The 19,496-nt window shown below is 57.2% G+C and carries 17 protein-coding genes; all 17 read left to right on the top strand.

Translation table 11 applies throughout. The annotated features are described in order from the left end of the window. The first annotated feature begins 114 nt into the window (after positions 1–114). Positions 115–858 (top strand): 30S ribosomal protein S2, encoded by a 744-nt coding sequence (rpsB, locus tag Q6A51_RS13740; protein WP_201003586.1) that lies wholly within the window; start codon positions 115–117, stop codon positions 856–858. 191 nt (positions 859–1,049) lie between these two features. Further along, positions 1,050–1,919, top strand: a complete 870-nt coding sequence (tsf, locus tag Q6A51_RS13735) for a translation elongation factor Ts (protein ID WP_201003584.1) — start codon at positions 1,050–1,052, stop codon at positions 1,917–1,919. A gap of 205 nt (positions 1,920–2,124) precedes the next feature. Next, positions 2,125–2,868 carry a UMP kinase gene (gene pyrH, locus Q6A51_RS13730; RefSeq protein WP_025258946.1) on the top strand — a complete coding sequence of 248 codons (744 nt, stop codon included), beginning with the start codon at positions 2,125–2,127 and terminating at the stop codon, positions 2,866–2,868. Continuing rightward, positions 2,865–3,422 carry a ribosome recycling factor gene (gene frr / locus Q6A51_RS13725; protein WP_201003582.1) on the top strand — a complete coding sequence of 186 codons (558 nt, stop codon included), beginning with the start codon at positions 2,865–2,867 and terminating at the stop codon, positions 3,420–3,422. Before pyrH ends, frr begins: the two co-directional genes overlap by 4 nt. Positions 3,423–3,438: 16 nt before the next feature. Then, positions 3,439–4,194 carry a polyprenyl diphosphate synthase gene (gene uppS, locus Q6A51_RS13720; RefSeq protein WP_201003580.1) on the top strand — a complete coding sequence of 252 codons (756 nt, stop codon included), beginning with the start codon at positions 3,439–3,441 and terminating at the stop codon, positions 4,192–4,194. Next, entirely contained in the window at positions 4,194–5,009 is an 816-nt protein-coding gene (locus tag Q6A51_RS13715; RefSeq protein ID WP_201017891.1) for a phosphatidate cytidylyltransferase, read from the top strand. The genes uppS and Q6A51_RS13715 overlap by 1 nt, the downstream gene beginning before the upstream one ends. After that, the gene (gene ispC, locus Q6A51_RS13710) at positions 5,006–6,193 is read left to right on the top strand and encodes a 1-deoxy-D-xylulose-5-phosphate reductoisomerase (RefSeq protein WP_304575013.1); all 1,188 of its coding nucleotides are present in this window, start codon (positions 5,006–5,008) and stop codon (positions 6,191–6,193) included. The genes Q6A51_RS13715 and ispC overlap by 4 nt, the downstream gene beginning before the upstream one ends. 101 nt (positions 6,194–6,294) lie before the next feature. Beyond that, the gene (gene rseP, locus Q6A51_RS13705) at positions 6,295–7,647 is read left to right on the top strand and encodes a sigma E protease regulator RseP (RefSeq protein ID WP_201017889.1); all 1,353 of its coding nucleotides are present in this window, start codon (positions 6,295–6,297) and stop codon (positions 7,645–7,647) included. 75 nt (positions 7,648–7,722) lie between these two features. Next, positions 7,723–10,107, top strand: coding sequence for an outer membrane protein assembly factor BamA (gene bamA, locus Q6A51_RS13700; RefSeq protein ID WP_304575012.1), 2,385 nt, complete (start codon positions 7,723–7,725; stop codon positions 10,105–10,107). 44 nt (positions 10,108–10,151) lie between these two features. Further along, positions 10,152–10,655, top strand: coding sequence for an OmpH/Skp family outer membrane protein (locus Q6A51_RS13695; protein WP_025258953.1), 504 nt, complete (start codon positions 10,152–10,154; stop codon positions 10,653–10,655). Between the two features lie 3 nt (positions 10,656–10,658). Then, positions 10,659–11,714, top strand: coding sequence for a UDP-3-O-(3-hydroxymyristoyl)glucosamine N-acyltransferase (gene lpxD, locus Q6A51_RS13690; RefSeq protein WP_304575011.1), 1,056 nt, complete (start codon positions 10,659–10,661; stop codon positions 11,712–11,714). Between the two features lie 110 nt (positions 11,715–11,824). Then, the gene (gene fabZ, locus Q6A51_RS13685; protein ID WP_201003571.1) at positions 11,825–12,265 is read left to right on the top strand and encodes a 3-hydroxyacyl-ACP dehydratase FabZ; all 441 of its coding nucleotides are present in this window, start codon (positions 11,825–11,827) and stop codon (positions 12,263–12,265) included. Continuing rightward, on the top strand, positions 12,262–13,038 hold the full coding sequence (gene lpxA / locus Q6A51_RS13680) for an acyl-ACP--UDP-N-acetylglucosamine O-acyltransferase (RefSeq protein WP_201003569.1): 777 nt from the start codon (positions 12,262–12,264) through the stop codon (positions 13,036–13,038). The genes fabZ and lpxA overlap by 4 nt, the downstream gene beginning before the upstream one ends. A 2-nt stretch (positions 13,039–13,040) precedes the next feature. Then, a complete protein-coding gene (gene lpxB, locus Q6A51_RS13675; protein ID WP_201017886.1) occupies positions 13,041–14,180 on the top strand; it encodes a lipid-A-disaccharide synthase in 1,140 nt (379 codons plus the stop codon). 11 nt (positions 14,181–14,191) lie between these two features. After that, complete coding sequence (gene rnhB, locus Q6A51_RS13670; protein WP_201017885.1) at positions 14,192–14,842, top strand: ribonuclease HII; 651 nt, start codon at positions 14,192–14,194, stop codon at positions 14,840–14,842. A 66-nt stretch (positions 14,843–14,908) separates the two neighbouring features. Then, entirely contained in the window at positions 14,909–18,430 is a 3,522-nt protein-coding gene (gene dnaE, locus Q6A51_RS13665) for a DNA polymerase III subunit alpha (protein WP_304575010.1), read from the top strand. A gap of 114 nt (positions 18,431–18,544) precedes the next feature. Then, positions 18,545–19,492, top strand: a complete 948-nt coding sequence (locus Q6A51_RS13660) for an acetyl-CoA carboxylase carboxyltransferase subunit alpha (RefSeq protein ID WP_201003561.1) — start codon at positions 18,545–18,547, stop codon at positions 19,490–19,492. Positions 19,493–19,496: the final 4 nt, after the last annotated feature.

Genomic DNA, 19,496 nt, shown 5'->3' with positions numbered 1-19,496 from the left:
GGAAGCATAAACCCACACACGTGTCGACACGATGACCTGGGTGCCTTTGGCGGCTCGCCACTGGTTGGTCATTGGGATACGTGGAGGCCTAACCCGACTTATCAAGGAACTATCATGTCCCAAGTCAATATGCGCGATATGCTGAAGGCCGGTGTGCACTTCGGTCACCAAACCCGTTACTGGAACCCGAAAATGGGTAAGTACATTTTCGGCGCGCGTAACAAGATTCACATCATCAACCTTGAAAAAACCCTGCCAATGTTCAACGAAGCTCTGACTTTCGTTGAGCGCCTGGCTCAGGGCAAAAACAAGATTCTGTTCGTCGGCACCAAGCGTTCCGCTGGCAAGATCGTTGCTGAAGAAGCAGCACGTTGCGGTTCGCCGTACGTCGATCACCGCTGGTTGGGCGGCATGCTGACCAACTTCAAGACCATCCGTCAGTCGATCAAACGTCTGCGCGAGCTGGAAGTACAGGCTGAAGACGGTACTTTCGCCAAGCTGACCAAGAAAGAAGCCCTGATGCGCTCCCGTGATCTGGAAAAACTGGATCGCAGCCTGGGTGGTATCAAGGACATGGGCGGTCTGCCTGACGCACTGTTCGTTATCGACGTTGATCACGAGCGCATTGCTATCACTGAAGCCAACAAGCTGGGCATCCCGGTCATCGGCGTAGTCGATACCAACAGCAGCCCGGAAGGCGTTGACTACATCATCCCAGGCAACGATGACGCAATCCGCGCTATCCAGCTGTACATGGGTTCGATGGCTGACGCTGTTATCCGTGGTCGCAACAATGTTGCTGGCGGCACCGACGTCTACGTCGAAGAAGCTCCAGCTGCAGCAGCTGTAGAAGGCTGAGTAACAGACGCTTAGCGTTTACTCAGTACGCGAAAAGGGGGCTTGGCCCCCTTTTTGCCACCTCGAAAATGATTTGTTGGCGTGACCGTGGGCTGCTTGTCATGTGTTGCTGTCACCCTGATTTTTCAAGAATTTGAACGCCCGTTTACCCCGGGTGGAATGGTTGAAAACCTATCCAAGAGGATTTTGAAATGGCAGAGATTACTGCAGCGTTGGTCAAAGAACTGCGCGAGCGTACCGGCGAAGGCATGATGGATTGCAAAAAGGCCTTGACCAAGGCTGGCGGCGACATCGAAAAAGCCATTGATGACATGCGTGCTTCCGGCGCCATCAAGGCTGCCAAGAAAGCAGGCAACGTTGCTGCTGAAGGCGCTATCGGCGTTAAAGTCGGTGCAGACGGCAAAGCTGCTGTCATCATCGAAGTCAACTCCCAGACCGACTTCCTGGCTCTGCAGGACGACTTCAAGAACTTCGTGAACAGCAGCATCGAGAAAGCTTTCGCCGAGAAGCTGACCGACGTGGCTCCGCTGATCGAAGCTCAGGAAGTAGAGCGTACTGCTCTGGTTGCCAAGGTTGGCGAGAACGTCAACATTCGCCGCCTGACCCGCATCGAAGGTGATGTGGTCAACGCTTACCTGCACGGCAACAAGATCGGTGTGGTTGTAGCTCTGAAAGGCGGCGACGCCGAGCTGGCCAAAGACATCGCCATGCACGCTGCTGCAAGCAACCCTGAATTCCTGCTGCCTTCGGAAGTTTCGGCTGAAGCGATCGAGCGCGAGAAGGGCGTCTTCCTGCAACTGAACGAAGACAAGATCAAAGGCAAGCCAGCTGAAATCGTCGAGAAAATGGTGAGCGGTCGTATCACCAAGTTCCTGGCCGAAGCCAGCCTGGTTGAGCAAGCATTCGTCAAGAACCCGGAAATCACCGTGGGTGCTCTGGCGAAGAAAGCTGGCGCTGAAATCGTATCGTTCACCTACTTCAAAGTAGGCGAAGGCATCGAGAAGCCAGTCGACAACTTCGCTGAAGAAGTTGCTGCTCAAGTAGCTGCAAGCAAGAAGTAAGACAGTTTTTCAACTGTCGCCCCAAAGAGGCTGCCCGCTCACGCGCGCGGCCTCTTTGTCAAAAAGGAAAGGGAATTTTCCCTTTGAGAATTGGTCGTCAAGGCTGCATTCTCCAGACGCTCTTGCAGCGTCAAGCTAGAGTAAGCGCAGGTCTGAAATGGCCCGCACAGATTTTTTTCAGAAAACGCCGCAGGAGAGATTCGCAATGGCTCAGCAGGGCAGTGGTTATCAGGCTCGCTATAAACGCATTCTACTCAAGCTTAGCGGCGAGGCCCTCATGGGGTCGGAAGATTTCGGTATCGACCCCAAGGTACTGGATCGCATGGCGCTGGAAGTCGGTCAACTGGTTGGCATCGGCGTTCAGGTCGGGCTGGTGATCGGCGGTGGCAACCTGTTCCGTGGTGCAGCCCTGAGTGCTGCCGGCATGGATCGGGTAACGGGCGATCACATGGGCATGCTGGCCACTGTGATGAATGCCCTTGCAATGCGTGATGCGCTGGAGCGAGCTAATATCTCGGCCATCGTGATGTCCGCCATCTCGATGATGGGTGTGACCGATCATTACGATCGTCGCAAAGCCATGCGCCACCTCAACTCCAAGGAAGTCGTCATTTTTGCTGCCGGAACCGGTAATCCGTTTTTCACTACGGATTCGGCTGCCTGCCTGCGAGCGATCGAAATCGATGCCGATGTCGTCCTCAAGGCGACCAAGGTCGATGGCGTCTACACCGCAGACCCGTTCAAGGACCCGAATGCCGAGAAGTTCGATCATCTGTCTTACGATGAAGTGCTGGATCGCAAGCTGGGTGTGATGGATCTGACGGCTATCTGTCTGTGTCGCGATCACAAGATGCCGCTGCGCGTCTTCAACATGAACAAGCCCGGCGCCCTGCTGAATATCGTACATGGCGGCGCTGAAGGAACCCTGATCGAGGAAGTTCAACAATGATCAACGAAATCAAGAAAGATGCTCAGGCGCGTATGCAGAAAAGCCTGGAATCACTGGCTCATGCATTTGGCCAGATTCGTACCGGCAAGGCTCACCCAAGCATCCTGGGTAGCGTAATGGTGCCTTACTACGGCGCTGACACCCCTTTGAGTGCTGTTGCCAACGTGACGGTCAAGGACTCCCGGACCTTACAAGTCGTGGCCTTCGAGCGCAACATGCTCGCAGCCGTCGACAAGGCGATCCAGAGTGCAGGCCTGAACCTGAACCCGACCAACCTTGGCGAGATGCTGCTGATCTCCATGCCTGCCCTGACTGAGGAAACCCGTAAGGGCTTCACCAAGCAGGCGCGCAGTGCTGCTGAAGATGCTCGCGTTGCCGTGCGCAACATTCGCCGTGATGCGTTGAGTGATCTGAAGAAGCTGGTCAAGGACAAGGAAATCAGCGAAGACGAAGAGCGTCGCGCGTCCACAGATATCCAGAAACTGACTGACAAGGCTGAGGCAGATATCGACTCGGCGACGAAGCAGAAAGAAGCAGACCTGATGGCCGTATAAGGTTCGGGGCGCTTTCATGGAAAAGACAAAACCGGCCGCATCGTCTTCGGTGCCGCGTCATGTCGCGATTATCATGGATGGTAATAATCGCTGGGCCAAGAAACGCCTGTTGCCAGGCGTTGCCGGGCACAAGGCAGGCGTTGATGCTGTGCGTGCGGTCATTGAGGTGTGTGCCGAGGCCAAGGTCGAGGTGCTGACGTTGTTCGCGTTCTCCAGCGAAAACTGGCAGCGACCGGCCGAAGAGGTCGGGGCCCTGATGGAGTTGTTCTTCACGGCCCTGCGGCGCGAAACCCGTCGCTTGAACGAGAATGGCATCAGCCTGCGCATCATTGGTGATCGCTCGCGCTTCCATCCCGAGCTTCAGGCAGCCATGCGCGAGGCGGAACTCCAGACGGCTGGCAACAGCCGTTTCGTTCTGCAGATCGCGGCCAATTACGGTGGGCAGTGGGATATCGCCCAGGCTGCCCAGCGCTTGTCTCGTGAGGTTCAGGCCGGGCATCTTCAGCCTGAAGACATCACGCCCGAACTGTTGCAGACCTGTCTGGCAACCGGCGACCTGCCGTTGCCGGATCTGTGCATTCGTACGGGTGGCGAGCACCGTATCAGTAACTTCCTGCTCTGGCAGTTGGCTTATGCCGAGCTGTATTTTTCCGACCTGTTCTGGCCGGACTTCAAACACGATGCCATGCGCGCTGCGCTGGCCGATTTCGCTTCGCGCCAACGTCGCTTCGGTAAAACCAGCGAACAGGTCGAAGCTGGAGCCCGGGTTTAATGCTGAAACAACGGATCATCACTGCACTCATTTTGCTGCCGGTTGCTCTATGCGGGTTTTTCCTGCTCAAGGGCGCTGACTTCGCACTGTTCATCGGCCTTGTCGTTGTGCTGGGTGCATGGGAGTGGGCGCGGCTGGCCGGGCTTGTGGCCCAGGGCATGCGGGTGGCTTATGCCGCTACGGTCGCGCTTCTGCTGTTCCTTATGTATCTGGTGCCGGGGCTTGCGCCCTGGGTTCTCGTCGCGGCGGTTATCTGGTGGGGGGTAGCGACCTATCTGGTCCTGACATTCCCCACTTCCAGCGATTACTGGGCGAGCGCTGCCTGCAAGCTGGTCATTGGTCTGTTGATCCTGCTGCCTGCCTGGCAAGGACTTATCCTTATCAAGCAATGGCCTCTGGGTAATTTGCTGATTCTGGCGGTCATGGTGCTGGTATGGGCTGCGGATATTGGTGCCTATTTTTCCGGCAAGGCATTTGGCAAGCGCAAGCTGGCCCCCAAGGTCAGTCCGGGGAAAAGCTGGGAAGGTGTTTATGGTGGTCTGGTGGTTACTCTGCTCATAACAGCGGGAGTAGGGCTGTCCCGTGACTGGCCGGTTTCGCAACTGATCATTGGGCTTCTGGGCGCTGCGCTCATTGTGCTGATCTCCGTGGTCGGCGATCTGACCGAAAGCATGTTCAAGCGTCAGGCCGGTATCAAGGACAGCAGTAACCTGCTGCCAGGTCATGGTGGCGTGCTGGACCGCATCGACAGCCTGACGGCTGCCATTCCTGTTTTTGCAGTGCTGCTCTGGGCTGCTGACTGGGGTGTGCTGTGAAGCCCCAACAGATTACCGTTCTGGGTGCTACGGGTTCTATCGGCCTTAGCACTCTTGACGTCGTTGCACGTCATCCGGCGCTTTATCAGGTCTTTGCGCTGACCGGCTTCAGTCGCCTGAAAGAGTTGCTGGCGTTGTGCGTCAGGCACACGCCACGTTTCGCCGTGGTTCCCACCCAGGATGTCGCTCGCAAGTTGCAGGACGATCTTGCTGCTGCCGGGCTCGATACCCGTGTGCTGGTGGGGGAGGGTGGTCTGTGTGAAGTGGCTGCGCATCCTCAGGTCGATGCTGTCATGGCTGCCATTGTCGGTGCCGCCGGTCTGCGGCCGACACTGGCGGCAGTCGAGGCGGGCAAGAAAGTCCTGCTGGCGAACAAGGAGGCACTGGTCATGTCCGGTGCCTTGTTCATGCAGGCTGTCCGGCAAAGTGGTGCTGTGCTGTTGCCCATCGACAGCGAGCACAATGCGATCTTTCAGTGCCTGCCGGTCGATTTTTCCCGTGGCCTGAGTGCTGTAGGCGTAAGACGTATCCTGCTGACCGCGTCGGGTGGGCCGTTTCGCAAGACGCCTCTGGCGCAATTGCATGACGTCACGCCTGAGCAGGCTTGCGCTCACCCGGTATGGTCGATGGGGCGCAAGATTTCCGTGGACTCGGCCACCATGATGAACAAGGGGTTGGAGCTGATCGAGGCCTGCTGGCTGTTCGATGCTCGCCCGGCCCAGGTTGAAGTCGTCATTCATCCCCAGAGCGTGATTCACTCGATGGTGGATTATGTGGATGGTTCGGTACTGGCGCAGCTTGGCAATCCGGACATGCGTACACCTATCGCCAATGCGCTGGCCTGGCCTGCGCGCATGGATTCTGGGGTTTCTCCGCTGGATCTTTTCCGTATCGGTCAGCTGGATTTCGAGGAGCCCGACGAAGAGCGCTTCCCGTGCCTGCGTCTGGCCCGGCAGGCTGCGGAGGCAGGAGGCAGTGCTCCCGCCATGCTCAATGCTGCCAATGAAGTGGCCGTCGCGGCATTTCTCGAGCGACGCATTGGTTATCTGGAAATCGCGGGTATGATCGACGAAGTACTGAATCTTGAGCCTGCCGTCGCTGTCGAAGAGCTCGATGCGGTCTTTGCGGCAGATGCAAAAGCGCGTGTTCTGGCAGGGCTTTGGCTGGAACGAAACGGACGATAACTGAACATGGATGATGGGGTTGATGTGATGTATCGGGAGCAGGCTGGTGTGGCTGCGATGATAAACACAGTTGCCGGCATCCCGGCACCCGGAGATGGTTGATGAGCGCGCTATATATGATCATTGGCACCCTGATTGCCCTGGGTGTTCTGGTTACCTTTCACGAATTCGGTCACTTCTGGGTGGCCCGGCGTTGTGGTGTCAAGGTCCTCCGCTTTTCGGTGGGCTTCGGCACGCCGCTGATTCGCTGGCATGACCGCCATGGCACCGAGTTTGTCGTGGCGGCGATTCCCCTGGGTGGTTACGTCAAGATGCTCGATGAGCGTGAAGGCGATGTACCACCGCATCTGGCTGATCAGTCTTTCAACCGCAAGACGGTGTATCAGCGCATTGCAATCGTCATTGCCGGCCCGGCAGCCAACTTTCTGCTGGCCATCGTGTTCTTCTGGGCGTTGGCCATGCTGGGCAGCCAGCAGGTCCGGCCGGTCATCGGCGCCGTAGAGGCGGGAAGCATTGCGCAGCAGGCAGGCCTGAGCGCTGGCCAGGAAATTGTTTCTGTAGACGGCGAGGCAACTTCGGGCTGGTCTGCCGTCAACCTGCAACTGGTTCGTCGCCTGGGCGAGAGCGGCACCATTGCCTTGAAGGTTCGCGATCAGGGCTCGACGGTCGATACCGCGCACAGCCTGACGCTGGACAACTGGCTCAAGGGTGCCGAAGAGCCCGATCCGATCCGCTCCCTGGGGATTCGTCCATGGCGTCCTGCGCTGGCGCCGGTGCTGGCGGAACTCGATCCAAAAGGCCCTGCGCAAGCGGCAGGCCTGAAGACCGGTGATCTGCTGCTGGCAGTCGATGGCAAGCCTCTCAACGAATGGCAGCAGGTCGTCGACTGGGTACGTGAGCGTCCTGATGCAAGGATCTCGCTGCGTATCGAACGTGATGGTGCGCAGCTCGACGTTCCGCTGACTCTGGCGGTGCGTGGTGAAGGCAAGGCTGCAACCGGTTATCTGGGGGCGGGTGTAAAGGGTGCCGACTGGCCACCTGAGATGTTGCGTGAAGTCAGCTATGGTCCTTTTGCCGCTGTGGCAGAGGGTGCCAGGCGCACTTGGAACATGAGCGTGCTGACACTGGATTCGCTCAGGAAAATGTTGTTCGGCGAGCTCTCGGTAAAAAACTTGAGTGGACCGATAACCATTGCTAAAGTGGCGGGCGCTTCAGCCCAGTCGGGCATTGGCGATTTCCTGAACTTCCTCGCTTATCTGAGCATAAGCCTGGGGGTTCTGAATCTATTGCCGATCCCTGTGCTTGATGGGGGGCATTTGCTGTTTTATCTGATCGAGTGGGCACGTGGTCGCCCCCTTTCGGAAAAGGTACAAGGTTGGGGAGTTCAGATCGGTATCAGTCTGGTGGTGGGCGTCATGTTGCTCGCGCTGGTCAACGATCTGGGACGACTGTAAGTCCTTGCTGTATTGCGAAATCTGCCGCATTTTGCGGCAGTTTGTTTATTGCCAGTTGGAATAAGAAAGGACTTCATGAAACGTCTGCTGCTAACTGCGGTTCTTGCCGTACTGATGATCGCCGAAGTTCACGCCGAGTCCTTCACCATCTCCGATATCCGTGTCAACGGCCTGCAGCGGGTGTCCGCCGGTAGCGTCTTTGGTGCGTTGCCGCTCAACGTGGGCGAGCAGGCGGATGATGGTCGTCTGGTTGACGCTACTCGTGCGTTGTTCAAAACCGGTTTCTTTCAAGATATCCAGCTGGGACGTGATGGCAATGTTCTTGTCATTACTGTCGTTGAGCGTCCTTCCGTTGCGAGCATCGAAATCGAGGGCAACAAGGCGATTTCTACCGAAGACCTGATGAAAGGGCTGAAACAGTCCGGTCTGGCCGAAGGTGAGATCTTCCAGCGTGCGACCCTTGAAGGTGTGCGTAACGAGTTGCAACGCCAGTACGTTGCACAAGGCCGTTACTCTGCCGAGGTTGCTGCCGAGGTCGTGCCTCAGCCGCGCAACCGTGTCGGTCTGAAGATCAACATCAATGAAGGCACCGTTGCTGCCATTCAGCACATCAACGTGGTGGGTAACTCGGTTTTCCCCGATGAAGACCTGATCGACCTGTTCGAGCTCAAGACCACCAACTGGCTTTCCTTCTTCAAGAACGACGACAAGTACGCCCGTGAAAAACTCTCCGGCGACCTTGAGCGTCTGCGTTCCTATTACCTGGACCGCGGCTATATCAATATGGATATCGCCTCGACCCAGGTTTCGATCACGCCTGACAAGAAGAACGTGTACATCACGGTCAACGTCAATGAAGGCGAAAAATACAGCGTCAAGTCGGTCAAGCTCAGCGGTGACCTGAAAGTGCCTGAAGATCAGGTTGAGTCCCTGTTGCTGATTCAGCCGGGCCAGGTGTTCTCGCGCAAGGTCATGACCACGACTTCCGAGTTGATCACCCGTCGTCTGGGTAACGAAGGCTATACCTTCGCCAACGTCAACGGCGTACCGACTCCGAACGACCAGGACCATACCGTAGACATCACTTTCGTGGTCGATCCGGGCAAGCGTGCCTACGTCAACCGTATCAACTTCCGTGGCAACACCAAGTCTGCGGACGAAGTGCTGCGTCGCGAAATGCGTCAGATGGAAGGTGGCTGGGCTTCGACCTACCTGATCGACCAGTCGAAAACCCGTCTGGACCGCCTGGGCTTCTTCAAGGAAGTGAACGTCGAAACGCCAGCTGTTCCGGGCACCGACGATCAGGTGGACGTCAACTACGCCGTGGAAGAGCAGGCTTCCGGTTCGATCACCGCCAGTGTCGGTTTCGCACAGAGCGCCGGTCTGATCCTCGGTGGTTCCATCAGCCAGAACAACTTCCTGGGTACAGGTAACCGCGTCAGCATTGGCCTGACCCGCAGCGAATACCAGAGCCGTTACAATTTCAGCTATGTCGATCCGTACTGGACCGCAGATGGCGTGAGCCTGGGCTACAGCGCCTTCTACCGCACCACCAACTATGACGACCTCGATGTCGACGTGGCGAGCTATGCAGTAGACAGCCTGGGTGCCGGTATCAACCTGGGCTACCCGATCAGCGAGACTTCGCGTCTGACCTACGGCCTGAACGTTCAGCAGGACAAACTCAAGACCGGTACCTACACCGTTGAGGAAATCTTCAATTTTATTGATAGAGAAGGCGACAGCTTCCTGAACTTCAAGGGGTCAGTAGGCTGGTCCGAGTCCACCCTGAACAAAGGTGTACTGGCAACCCGTGGTCACTCGCAAAGCCTTGTGTTTGAAACCACCTTGCCGGGCAGTGACCTGTCGTTCTACAAACTGGACTACCGCGCACAGTATTTCCACCCGATCACCGATAACTACACCCTGCGTCTGCACACCGAGCTGGGTTATGGTGACGGCTACGGTTCGACCTCCGGTCTGCCGTTCTATGAAAACTACTATGCCGGCGGTTTCAACTCGGTTCGTGGCTTCAAGGACAGCACCCTGGGTCCTCGCAGCACACCTAGCATTGGCGCAGCCAACGGTGGTCGTCCTGGCACTATTGAGGACCCGGATCAGGACCCTCTGCCATTCGGTGGCAACGTTCTGGTCCAGGGTGGCGTAGAGGTCATGTTCCCTCTGCCGTTCATCAAGGATCAGCGTTCCCTGCGTACTTCCCTGTTCTGGGACGTGGGTAACGTGTTTGACTCAAATTGCGATTCCAGCAGAACGCTCAATGGTCAAAGAGTCGAGTGTAACAACGTAGACTTTTCCGGTATGGCCAGCTCTGTTGGTGTTGGCGTCACCTGGATCACTGCTCTCGGTCCTCTGAGCTTCGCACTGGCCATGCCGGTCAAGAAGCCAGACAACGATGCAGAAACTCAGGTTTTCCAATTCTCCCTGGGCCAGACGTTCTAAGCGTCTGATCCTTGATAACGAAACGAATTCTGTAGGAGTGTATTGTGCGTAAGTTGACTCAATTGGTAATGCTGGCAACCGTTCTTGTCGCTGGCCCTGCATTTGCGGACATGAAAATCGCTGTTCTGAACTATCAGATGGCGTTGCTGGAATCCGATGCTGCGAAGAAATACGCTGTGGATGCCGAAAAGAAATTCGGTCCGCAACTGACCAAACTGAAAACCCTGGAAAGCAGCGCCAAGGGCATCCAGGATCGCTTGGTAAGTGGTGGCGACAAGATGGCTCAGCCTGAGCGCGAGCGTCTGGAGCTTGAATTCAAGCAAAAGGCCCGTGATTTCCAGTTCCAGTCCAAGGAGCTGAACGAAGCCAAGGCTGTTGCTGACCGTGAAATGCTCAAGCAACTCAAGCCAAAGCTGGATCAGGCAGTGGAAGAAGTCATCAAGAAAGGCGGCTTTGACCTGGTATTCGAGCGCGGTGCAGTGATTGATGTCAAACCACAGTATGACGTCACTCGCCAGGTCATCGAGCGCATGAATCAGCTGAAGTAACCCATGAGCACAATCATCAAGCTCGGCCAGTTGGCCGAGTTCCTTGGCGCCACGCTACGTGGCGACAAGGACAAGAACATTACGGGGCTGGCCACTTTACAAGAGGCCGGCCCTGATCAGATCAGTTTCCTGGCAAATCCCCAGTATCGTAAGTTCCTTGTGGATGCCAAGGCGGCTGCCGTGTTGCTCAAGCCTGCAGATGCCGAAGGCTACGCTGGCGATGCCTTGCTGGTGCCGGACCCGTATCTGGCCTATGCCCGAATCTCCCATCTGTTCGATCCCAAGCCCAAGACTGTTGCCGGTGTTCATGCCACGGCTGTCATCGCTGATGACGCCCAGGTAGACCCGACCGCCAGTATCGGTGCCTATGCGGTGATCGAAAGCGGTGCGCGCATTGGTGCGAACGTGACCATCGGCGCTCATTGCTTCATCGGTGCTCGTTGCGAGATTGGTGAGGGCGGCTGGCTCGCTCCTCGCGTGACGCTTTATCACGATGTTCGCATTGGCAAGCGTGTGGTCATTCAGTCGGGTGCAGTGCTCGGCGGGGAAGGCTTCGGTTTTGCCAACGAGAAGGGTGTCTGGCAAAAGATTGCGCAGATTGGCGGTGTCACCATCGGTGATGACGTAGAAATCGGCGTCAATACGGCAATCGATCGTGGTGCCCTGGCTGATACCCGCATCGGTAATGGCGTCAAGCTCGACAACCAGATCCAGATTGCCCACAACGTCCAGATCGGCGATCACACTGCCATGGCAGCCTGTGTCGGTATTTCGGGAAGCACGAAAATCGGCAAGCATTGCATGCTGGCCGGTGGCGTCGGGCTTGTGGGGCATATCGAGATATGTGATGGCGTTTTCATCACCGGTATGACTATGGTTACCCATTCCATTACCGAGCCTGGCTCCTATTCTTCCGGTACCGCCATGCAGCCTGCTGCCGAATGGCGCAAGAGCGCAGCCCGGATTCGCAAGCTCGATGACATGGCGCGGCGACTTCAGAAGCTGGAAAAGATCGTAGAGACAGTGACCTGTAACGGTAATGTTTCATCTGATGGCTGATACCTTTTTCATATCAAGCGATCACAGTCGATAAACTGCCATCCTTGATGCAGAGGAGTGTTGCGTAGTAGCGACGCACTCCCAATCTTTACTACAGGCTTCCCCTCGAAATGATGGACATCAAAGAAATTCGCGAATACCTGCCTCATCGTTACCCGTTCCTGCTGGTGGACCGTGTGACGGAGCTGGATATCGAGAATAAAAGAATTCGCGCCTACAAGAATGTCAGTGTCAACGAGCCTTTTTTCAACGGCCATTTTCCTGATCATCCAATCATGCCGGGTGTTCTGATCATCGAAGCGATGGCTCAGGCCGCAGGTATCCTGGCATTCAAGCTGCTCGACTCGAAACCGGCAGACGGCACGCTTTACTATTTCGTGGGTTCGGACAAGCTGCGCTTCCGTCAGCCGGTGCTTCCGGGCGACCAACTGGTTCTTGAGGCCAGGTTCCTGAGCAGCAAGCGCCAGATCTGGAAGTTTGAATGTCAGGCCTCGGTCGACGGTAAACCTGTATGCTCCGCAGAAATCATTTGTGCGGAACGCAAGCTATGAGTTTGATTGACCCTCGCGCAATCATCGATCCGACGGCCATCCTGGCCGATGATGTTGAGGTCGGCCCCTGGTCGATCATCGGAGCCGATGTGGAAATTGGCGAGGGTACGGTTATTGGTCCGCATGTCATCCTCAAGGGGCCGACGCGGATTGGTAAGCACAATCGCATCTACCAGTTTTCCTCTGTAGGGGAAGACACGCCCGATCTCAAGTACAAGGGTGAAGCGACTCGTCTGGTGATCGGTGATCACAACGTTATTCGCGAAGGGGTGACCATTCACCGCGGGACCATTCAGGATCGCGCTGAAACCACTCTGGGTGACCATAACCTGATCATGGCCTATGCCCATATCGGGCATGACAGCGTCATCGGCAATCACTGCATTCTGGTCAACAACACTGCACTTGCCGGGCATGTGCATGTGGATGACTGGGCGATCCTTTCCGGATTCACCCTGGTTCATCAGTTCTGTCATATCGGTGCCCACAGCTTTTCAGGTATGGGGACGGCGATTGGCAAGGATGTTCCGGCCTTTGTCACCGTGTTTGGCAACCCTGCCGAAGCGCGCAGCATGAACTTCGAGGGCATGCGTCGTCGTGGTTTCTCCGAGGATGCGATTCATGCTTTGCGCAAGGCCTACAAGACGGTCTATCGCCAGGGGCTGACAGTGGATCAGGCGATTGTCGAGCTGGCCGAGCCAGCCGCGTTGTTTCCTGAGGTCGCGATCTTCCTCCAGTCAATCCAGACTTCGACCCGCGGCATTACCCGCTGACCATGGCTGGCTTACTACGCATTGCGCTGGTTGCTGGAGAGGCATCCGGCGACATTCTTGGTTCGGGACTGATGCGTGCCATCAAGGCGCGCCATCCCGATGTCGAGTTCATCGGTGTCGGTGGGCCGTTGATGGAAGCCGAGGGCATGGTCTCCAGCTTCCCTATGGAACGCCTGTCGGTCATGGGGCTGGTGGAAGTGCTTGGCCGTCTGCGAGAGTTGCTGGCCCGACGCAAGCTGCTGGTTCAGACGCTCATCGAAGAAAAGCCTGATGTATTCATCGGCATCGATGCACCTGATTTCACGCTCAATATCGAACTCCAGCTACGGCGTGCCGGGATCAAGACCGTGCATTACGTCAGCCCTTCGGTATGGGCCTGGCGGCAGAAGCGTGTCCTGAAGATTCGTGAAGGCTGCGATCTGATGTTGACCCTTCTGCCGTTTGAAGCCCGTTTCTATGAAGAGAAGGGCGTGCCGGTACGTTTTGTCGGGCATCCTCTGGCCGATACGATCCCTCTTGAGTCCGATCGTCCGGCTGCCCGCGCCGAACTTGGCCTGGGTGACGGCCCGGTGGTTGCGCTTATGCCCGGCAGTCGTGGCGGTGAAGTCGGTCGCCTGGGAAGCCTGTTCTTCGAGACTGCCGAACGTCTTCTGGCCCAGCGTCCCGATTTACGTTTCGTCCTGCCTTGCGCGAGCCCTCAGCGGCGGGCGCAGGTCGAGCAATTGCTGCAAGGCCGTGATCTGCCTGTCACGCTGCTCGATGGCGGCTCCCATACCGCATTGGCGGCCTGCGATGCGGTACTTATCGCTTCCGGTACCGCGACTCTGGAAGCCTTGTTGTACAAGCGGCCGATGGTGGTTGCCTACCGTCTGGCGCCGCTGACTTTCTGGATACTCAAGCGGCTGGTCAAAAGTCCTTACGTTTCCCTGCCGAACCTGCTGGCTCAGCGTCTGCTGGTGCCTGAGTTGTTGCAGGATGCCGCAACCCCCGAGGCGCTGGCCCGGACGTTGCTGCCGCTGCTCGACAATGGGCAGGTGCAGACCGAGGGCTTTGATGAAATTCACCGTATCCTGCGCCGTGACGCCTCCAATCAGGCTGCCGATGCGGTACTGAGCCTGCTTGGCCATTCGCCTTCACTGTGAGTTCTCGATCAATGCAAATAGGTTTGGATTTCAATCTGGTCGAGGATCTGGTTGCGGGTGTCGACGAAGTCGGCCGTGGTCCGCTGTGCGGCGACGTGGTGACGGCGGCAGTCATCCTCGATCCTGCCCGTCCGATACTGGGCCTCAATGACTCCAAGAAACTCACCGAAGCCCGTCGCGAGAAGCTTTACGACGAGATTCGCGAGAAAGCCCTGTGCTGGTTCATTGCCCGGGCCGAAGTCCACGAAATCGACGAGCTTAATATCCTGCATGCGACCATGCTGGCCATGAAGCGGGCAGTGGAAGGTCTGAGCATCACGCCCAGGCTGGCGCTGATCGATGGCAATCGTTGCCCGAAATTATCGGTCCCCTGTGCGCCAGTGGTTCAGGGCGATGCAAAAGTGCCGGCTATTGCCGCTGCATCGATTCTGGCCAAAGTCACCCGTGATCGCGAAATGGCCGCTTTCGAGCTGATGTATCCCGGTTATGGCATGGGCGGGCACAAAGGCTATCCAACACCGGTTCATCTGGAAGCCCTGGCCCGCCTTGGGCCGACGCCGATTCACCGGCGCTCCTTCGGGCCGGTTCGTGCCGCCTGGGAAGCGCGTGAAGTCTTGTCGAGCGCTTCGTCCTTGCGCCCGAACGGGTTTTTGCAGGACTGACGTATCGGCCAAGGCTCGCTACAATCCTGACCTTCGTTTTTTGTGTTTTCGCGCTATAGGATCACCATGCCGGCTTCTTTCGTTCATCTACGCCTGCACACCGAATACTCACTGGTCGATGGTCTGGTCCGGGTCAAGCCACTGATCAAGGCTCTGACCGGCATGAATATGCCTGCCGTGGCGGTGACCGATCAGAACAACATGTGTTCGCTGGTCAAGTTCTACAAAGCGGCGCAGGGCGCCGGGATCAAGCCGATCTGTGGTGCCGACCTGTGGCTGGCAGGCAGGGACGAAGATGCCCAGCTCAGCCGTATCAGCCTGTTGGTGATGAATCCCCAGGGCTATCGCAACCTGACCGAACTGATTTCCCGAGGCTTTATCGAAGGTCAGCGCAACGGGCTGATCATCGTCGAACGTGAATGGGTTGCCGAAGCCAATGAAGGGCTGATTGCCCTGTCGGCCGCCAAAGAGGGTGAGATCGGCATGGCTCTGCTCGGCGGTAATCCGGGCGAGGCTGATGAGTTGCTGCGCTGGTGGATGACGGTGTTTCCCGACCGCTTCTACGTCGAGTTGCAGCGCACCAACCGCACCAACGATGAAGAGCATCTGCATGCTGCCGTTGCTCTGGCCGATCGTCACGGCGCACCACTGGTTGCGACCAACGATGTGCGCTTCATCAAACAGACTGATTTCGAAGCGCACGAAACCCGCGTATGCATTGGCGAAGGCCGGGCGCTGGATGATCCGCGTCGTTCGCACAACTACAGCGATCAGCAGTATCTGAAAAGCCCCGAGGAAATGACCGAGCTGTTCAGCGACCTGCCCGAAGCGCTGGAAAACACCGTAGAAATCGCCAAACGCTGCAATATCGACGTCAAGCTGGGCACGCACTTCCTGCCCAACTTCCCGATTCCCGATGGCATGACCATCGACGAGTATTTCCGCAAGGTGTCGTTCGAGGGGCTGGAAGAGCGTCTGGCTGTTCTGCTCCCCAGGGACACGACCGAAGATTATGAAGCCAAGCGCCAGGTCTATGTCGACCGGCTGAATTTCGAGCTGGATATCATTATCCAGATGGGGTTCCCCGGTTACTTCCTGATCGTTATGGACTTTATCCAGTGGGCCAAGAACAACGGCGTGCCGGTTGGTCCGGGACGTGGGTCGGGTGCCGGGTCGCTGGTGGCTTATGTGCAGAAGATCACGGACCTCGACCCGCTGGAATACGACCTGCTGTTCGAGCGCTTCCTCAACCCGGAACGGGTATCGATGCCCGACTTCGACGTCGACTTCTGCATGGATGGTCGCGACCGGGTGATCGACTATGTGGCCGAGAAATATGGCCGCAATGCAGTAAGCCAGATCATTACCTTCGGTTCCATGGCCGCCAAGGCTGTGGTGCGTGACGTGGCGCGGGTGCAGGGCAAGTCCTACGGCCTGGCTGATCGTCTGTCGAAAATGATTCCGTTTGAAGTCGGCATGACACTGGAGAAAGCTTTCGAGCAGGAAGAGATCCTGCGCGACTTCCTCAAGGTCGATGAAGAAGCGGCTGAAATCTGGGAGATGGCCCTCAAGCTTGAAGGCGTTGTGCGTAACGTCGGCAAGCACGCCGGGGGCGTGGTTATTGCACCGACCAAGCTGACCGACTTCTCGCCGATCTATTGCGACGAGGCGGGCGACGGTCTGGTAACCCAGTTCGACAAGGACGATGTCGAGGCTGCGGGGCTGGTGAAGTTCGACTTCCTCGGTCTGCGGACCCTGACCATCATCGACTGGGCGCTCAAGACCATCAACCGTGACCGCGCCAAGGTCAACGAAGAGCCGCTGGACATCGCTTTCATCCCGCTCGATGACATGCCGACCTACCAGCTGTTGCAGCGGGCAGAGACCACTGCGGTATTCCAGCTTGAATCCCGCGGCATGAAAGAGCTGATCAAGAAGCTCAAGCCCGACTGCCTGGAAGACTTGATCGCACTGGTGGCCCTGTTCCGTCCGGGGCCTTTGCAGTCCGGGATGGTGGATGACTTCATCAACCGTAAACACGGTCGTGCGGAGTTGTCCTACCCCCACGTCGATTACCAGTATGAAGGCCTCAAGCCGGTACTGGCGCCCACCTACGGCATCATCCTGTATCAGGAACAGGTGATGCAGATCGCTCAGGTCATGGCGGGTTATACCCTCGGTGGTGCAGACATGCTGCGTCGTGCGATGGGTAAGAAGAAACCCGAGGAAATGGCCAAGCAGCGCGGCGGCTTCATTGAAGGTTGCAAGACCAACAATATCGACCCGGACCTTGCGGGTAACATTTTCGACCTGGTGGAAAAATTCGCCGGTTACGGTTTCAACAAGTCCCACTCCGCTGCCTACGGCCTTGTATCGTATCAGACCGCATGGCTGAAGACCCACTACCCGGCGCCTTTCATGGCGGCCGTGTTGTCTGCGGATATGCACAACACCGACAAGGTCGTGACCTTGATCGAAGAAGTGCGGACCATGAAATTGCGCCTCGATGCGCCGGACGTGAACATTTCGGAGTTCAAGTTCACGGTCAGCGACGATGGCCGGATTCTGTACGGGCTGGGTGCGATCAAGGGCGTGGGTGAAGGGCCGGTCGAGGCCATTACCGAGGCCCGTGCGGCGGGGCCGTTCAAGGACCTGTTCGATTTCTGTGCTCGCGTCGACCTCAAGCGCGTCAACAAGCGGACTCTGGACGGCCTGATTCGCAGTGGTGCGCTGGATCGTCTCGGTCCCTATTTCGAGCAGGAACCCAAGGCCTATCAGGCCAATATCGATCGTAACCGTTCGGTGTTGCTGGCGGCCCTCGAAGAGGCGATACAGGCTGCCGAGCAGACTGCGCGCAGCCGTGACAGCGGGCACTCGGACCTGTTCGGCGGCCTGTTCGTCGAAGAAGATGCCGATGTCTATGCCAACCATCGCAAGACCCGCGAGCTTAGCCTCAAGGACCGGTTGCGTGGCGAGAAGGAAACCCTGGGGCTTTACCTGACCGGGCATCCTATCGATGAATACGAAGGCGAGATTCGACGTTTCGCCCGCCAGCGGATCATCGACCTCAAGCCGGCACGCGATACTCAGACGATAGCGGGGCTGATCATTGCCCTGCGGGTCATGAAGAACAAGAAGGGCGACAAGATGGGGTTCATTACCCTGGACGACCGCTCTGCGCGTATTGAAGCTTCACTGTTCGCCGAAGCGTTCCATTCGGCGCAATCGCTTTTGCAGACCGATGCTATGGTGGTAGTCGAAGGCGAAATCAGCAATGACGATTTTTCCGGTGGTCTGCGCCTGCGTGCCAAGCGGGTCATGAGCATCGAGGATGCGCGTACTAACCTGGCAGAAAGCCTGCGCCTGACCGTGCATTGCGATGCGCTCAAGGGCGACCGGCTGCGCTGGCTCGGTGATCTGTGCAAGCGTCACCGGGGAGCGTGCCCTATCACGCTGGACTACACGGGGCCTGATGCCAAGGCATTATTGCAGTTTGGCGAGGAGTGGCGAATTGATCCGGCAGATAGCTTGATTCAAGCTCTGCGTGACCAGTTCGGACGTGAGAACGTCTTTCTCCAGTATCGCTGAACGACTAGGCTCAGCCTGAACTTTTAATCTCGACCGGAATGCGCCCTTTCCACGGAGCAGGGCGCTGACGGACAACCGGCCGGCCTCTTGGCCGTCGACCCAAGACGGATGCCTATGAACCCGAATTTTCTTGATTTCGAACAGCCTATCGCTGACTTGCAAGCCAAGATCGAAGAACTGCGCTTGGTCGGTAATGACAACTCGCTGAACATCAGCGATGAAATCTCCCGGCTGCAAGACAAGAGCAATACGCTCACCGAAAGCATTTTCGGAAATCTGACCAGTTGGCAGATTGCGCGTATGGCGCGTCACCCACGTCGTCCTTACACCCTGGACTACATCGAACACATCTTCACCGAGTTCGATGAGTTGCACGGTGATCGTCACTTCTCCGATGACGCTGCCATTGTTGGTGGTATTGCTCGCCTGGAAGACCAGCCTGTCATGGTGATCGGTCACCAGAAAGGCCGTGAAGTCCGTGAAAAGGTGCGCCGCAACTTCGGTATGCCGCGTCCTGAAGGCTATCGCAAGGCCTGCCGTCTGATGGAAATGGCCGAGCGTTTCAAGATGCCGATCCTGACCTTCATCGACACACCGGGTGCCTATCCGGGCATCGACGCCGAAGAGCGCAACCAGAGCGAAGCCATTGCCTGGAACCTGCGTGTCATGGCGCGTCTGAAGACGCCGATCATCGCTACCGTTATCGGTGAAGGCGGTTCCGGTGGTGCGCTGGCCATTGGTGTCTGCGACCAGTTGAACATGCTGCAATATTCGACCTATGCGGTTATTTCCCCGGAAGGCTGTGCGTCGATCCTGTGGAAGACTGCCGAGAAGGCTCCGGATGCTGCCGAGGCCATGGGCATCACCGCTGAGCGCCTGAAAGGCCTGGGTATCGTTGATAAAGTGATCAGCGAGCCTCTGGGCGGCGCGCACCGCGACCCGGCTGCTGCGTCTGCCACCATTCGTGCAGAGTTGAGCAGCCAGTTGGCGATGCTCAAGAAGCTGGATAACGATGCCCTGTTGGCACGTCGTTATGAGCGCCTGATGAGCTACGGCCTCTGATATA

The organism is Pseudomonas serbiensis, from assembly GCF_030580745.1.
Classification (GTDB): domain Bacteria; phylum Pseudomonadota; class Gammaproteobacteria; order Pseudomonadales; family Pseudomonadaceae; genus Aquipseudomonas; species Aquipseudomonas serbiensis.
Note: the sequence above shows the minus strand (reverse complement) of the source record. Positions and strands in the feature narration are given on the sequence as shown.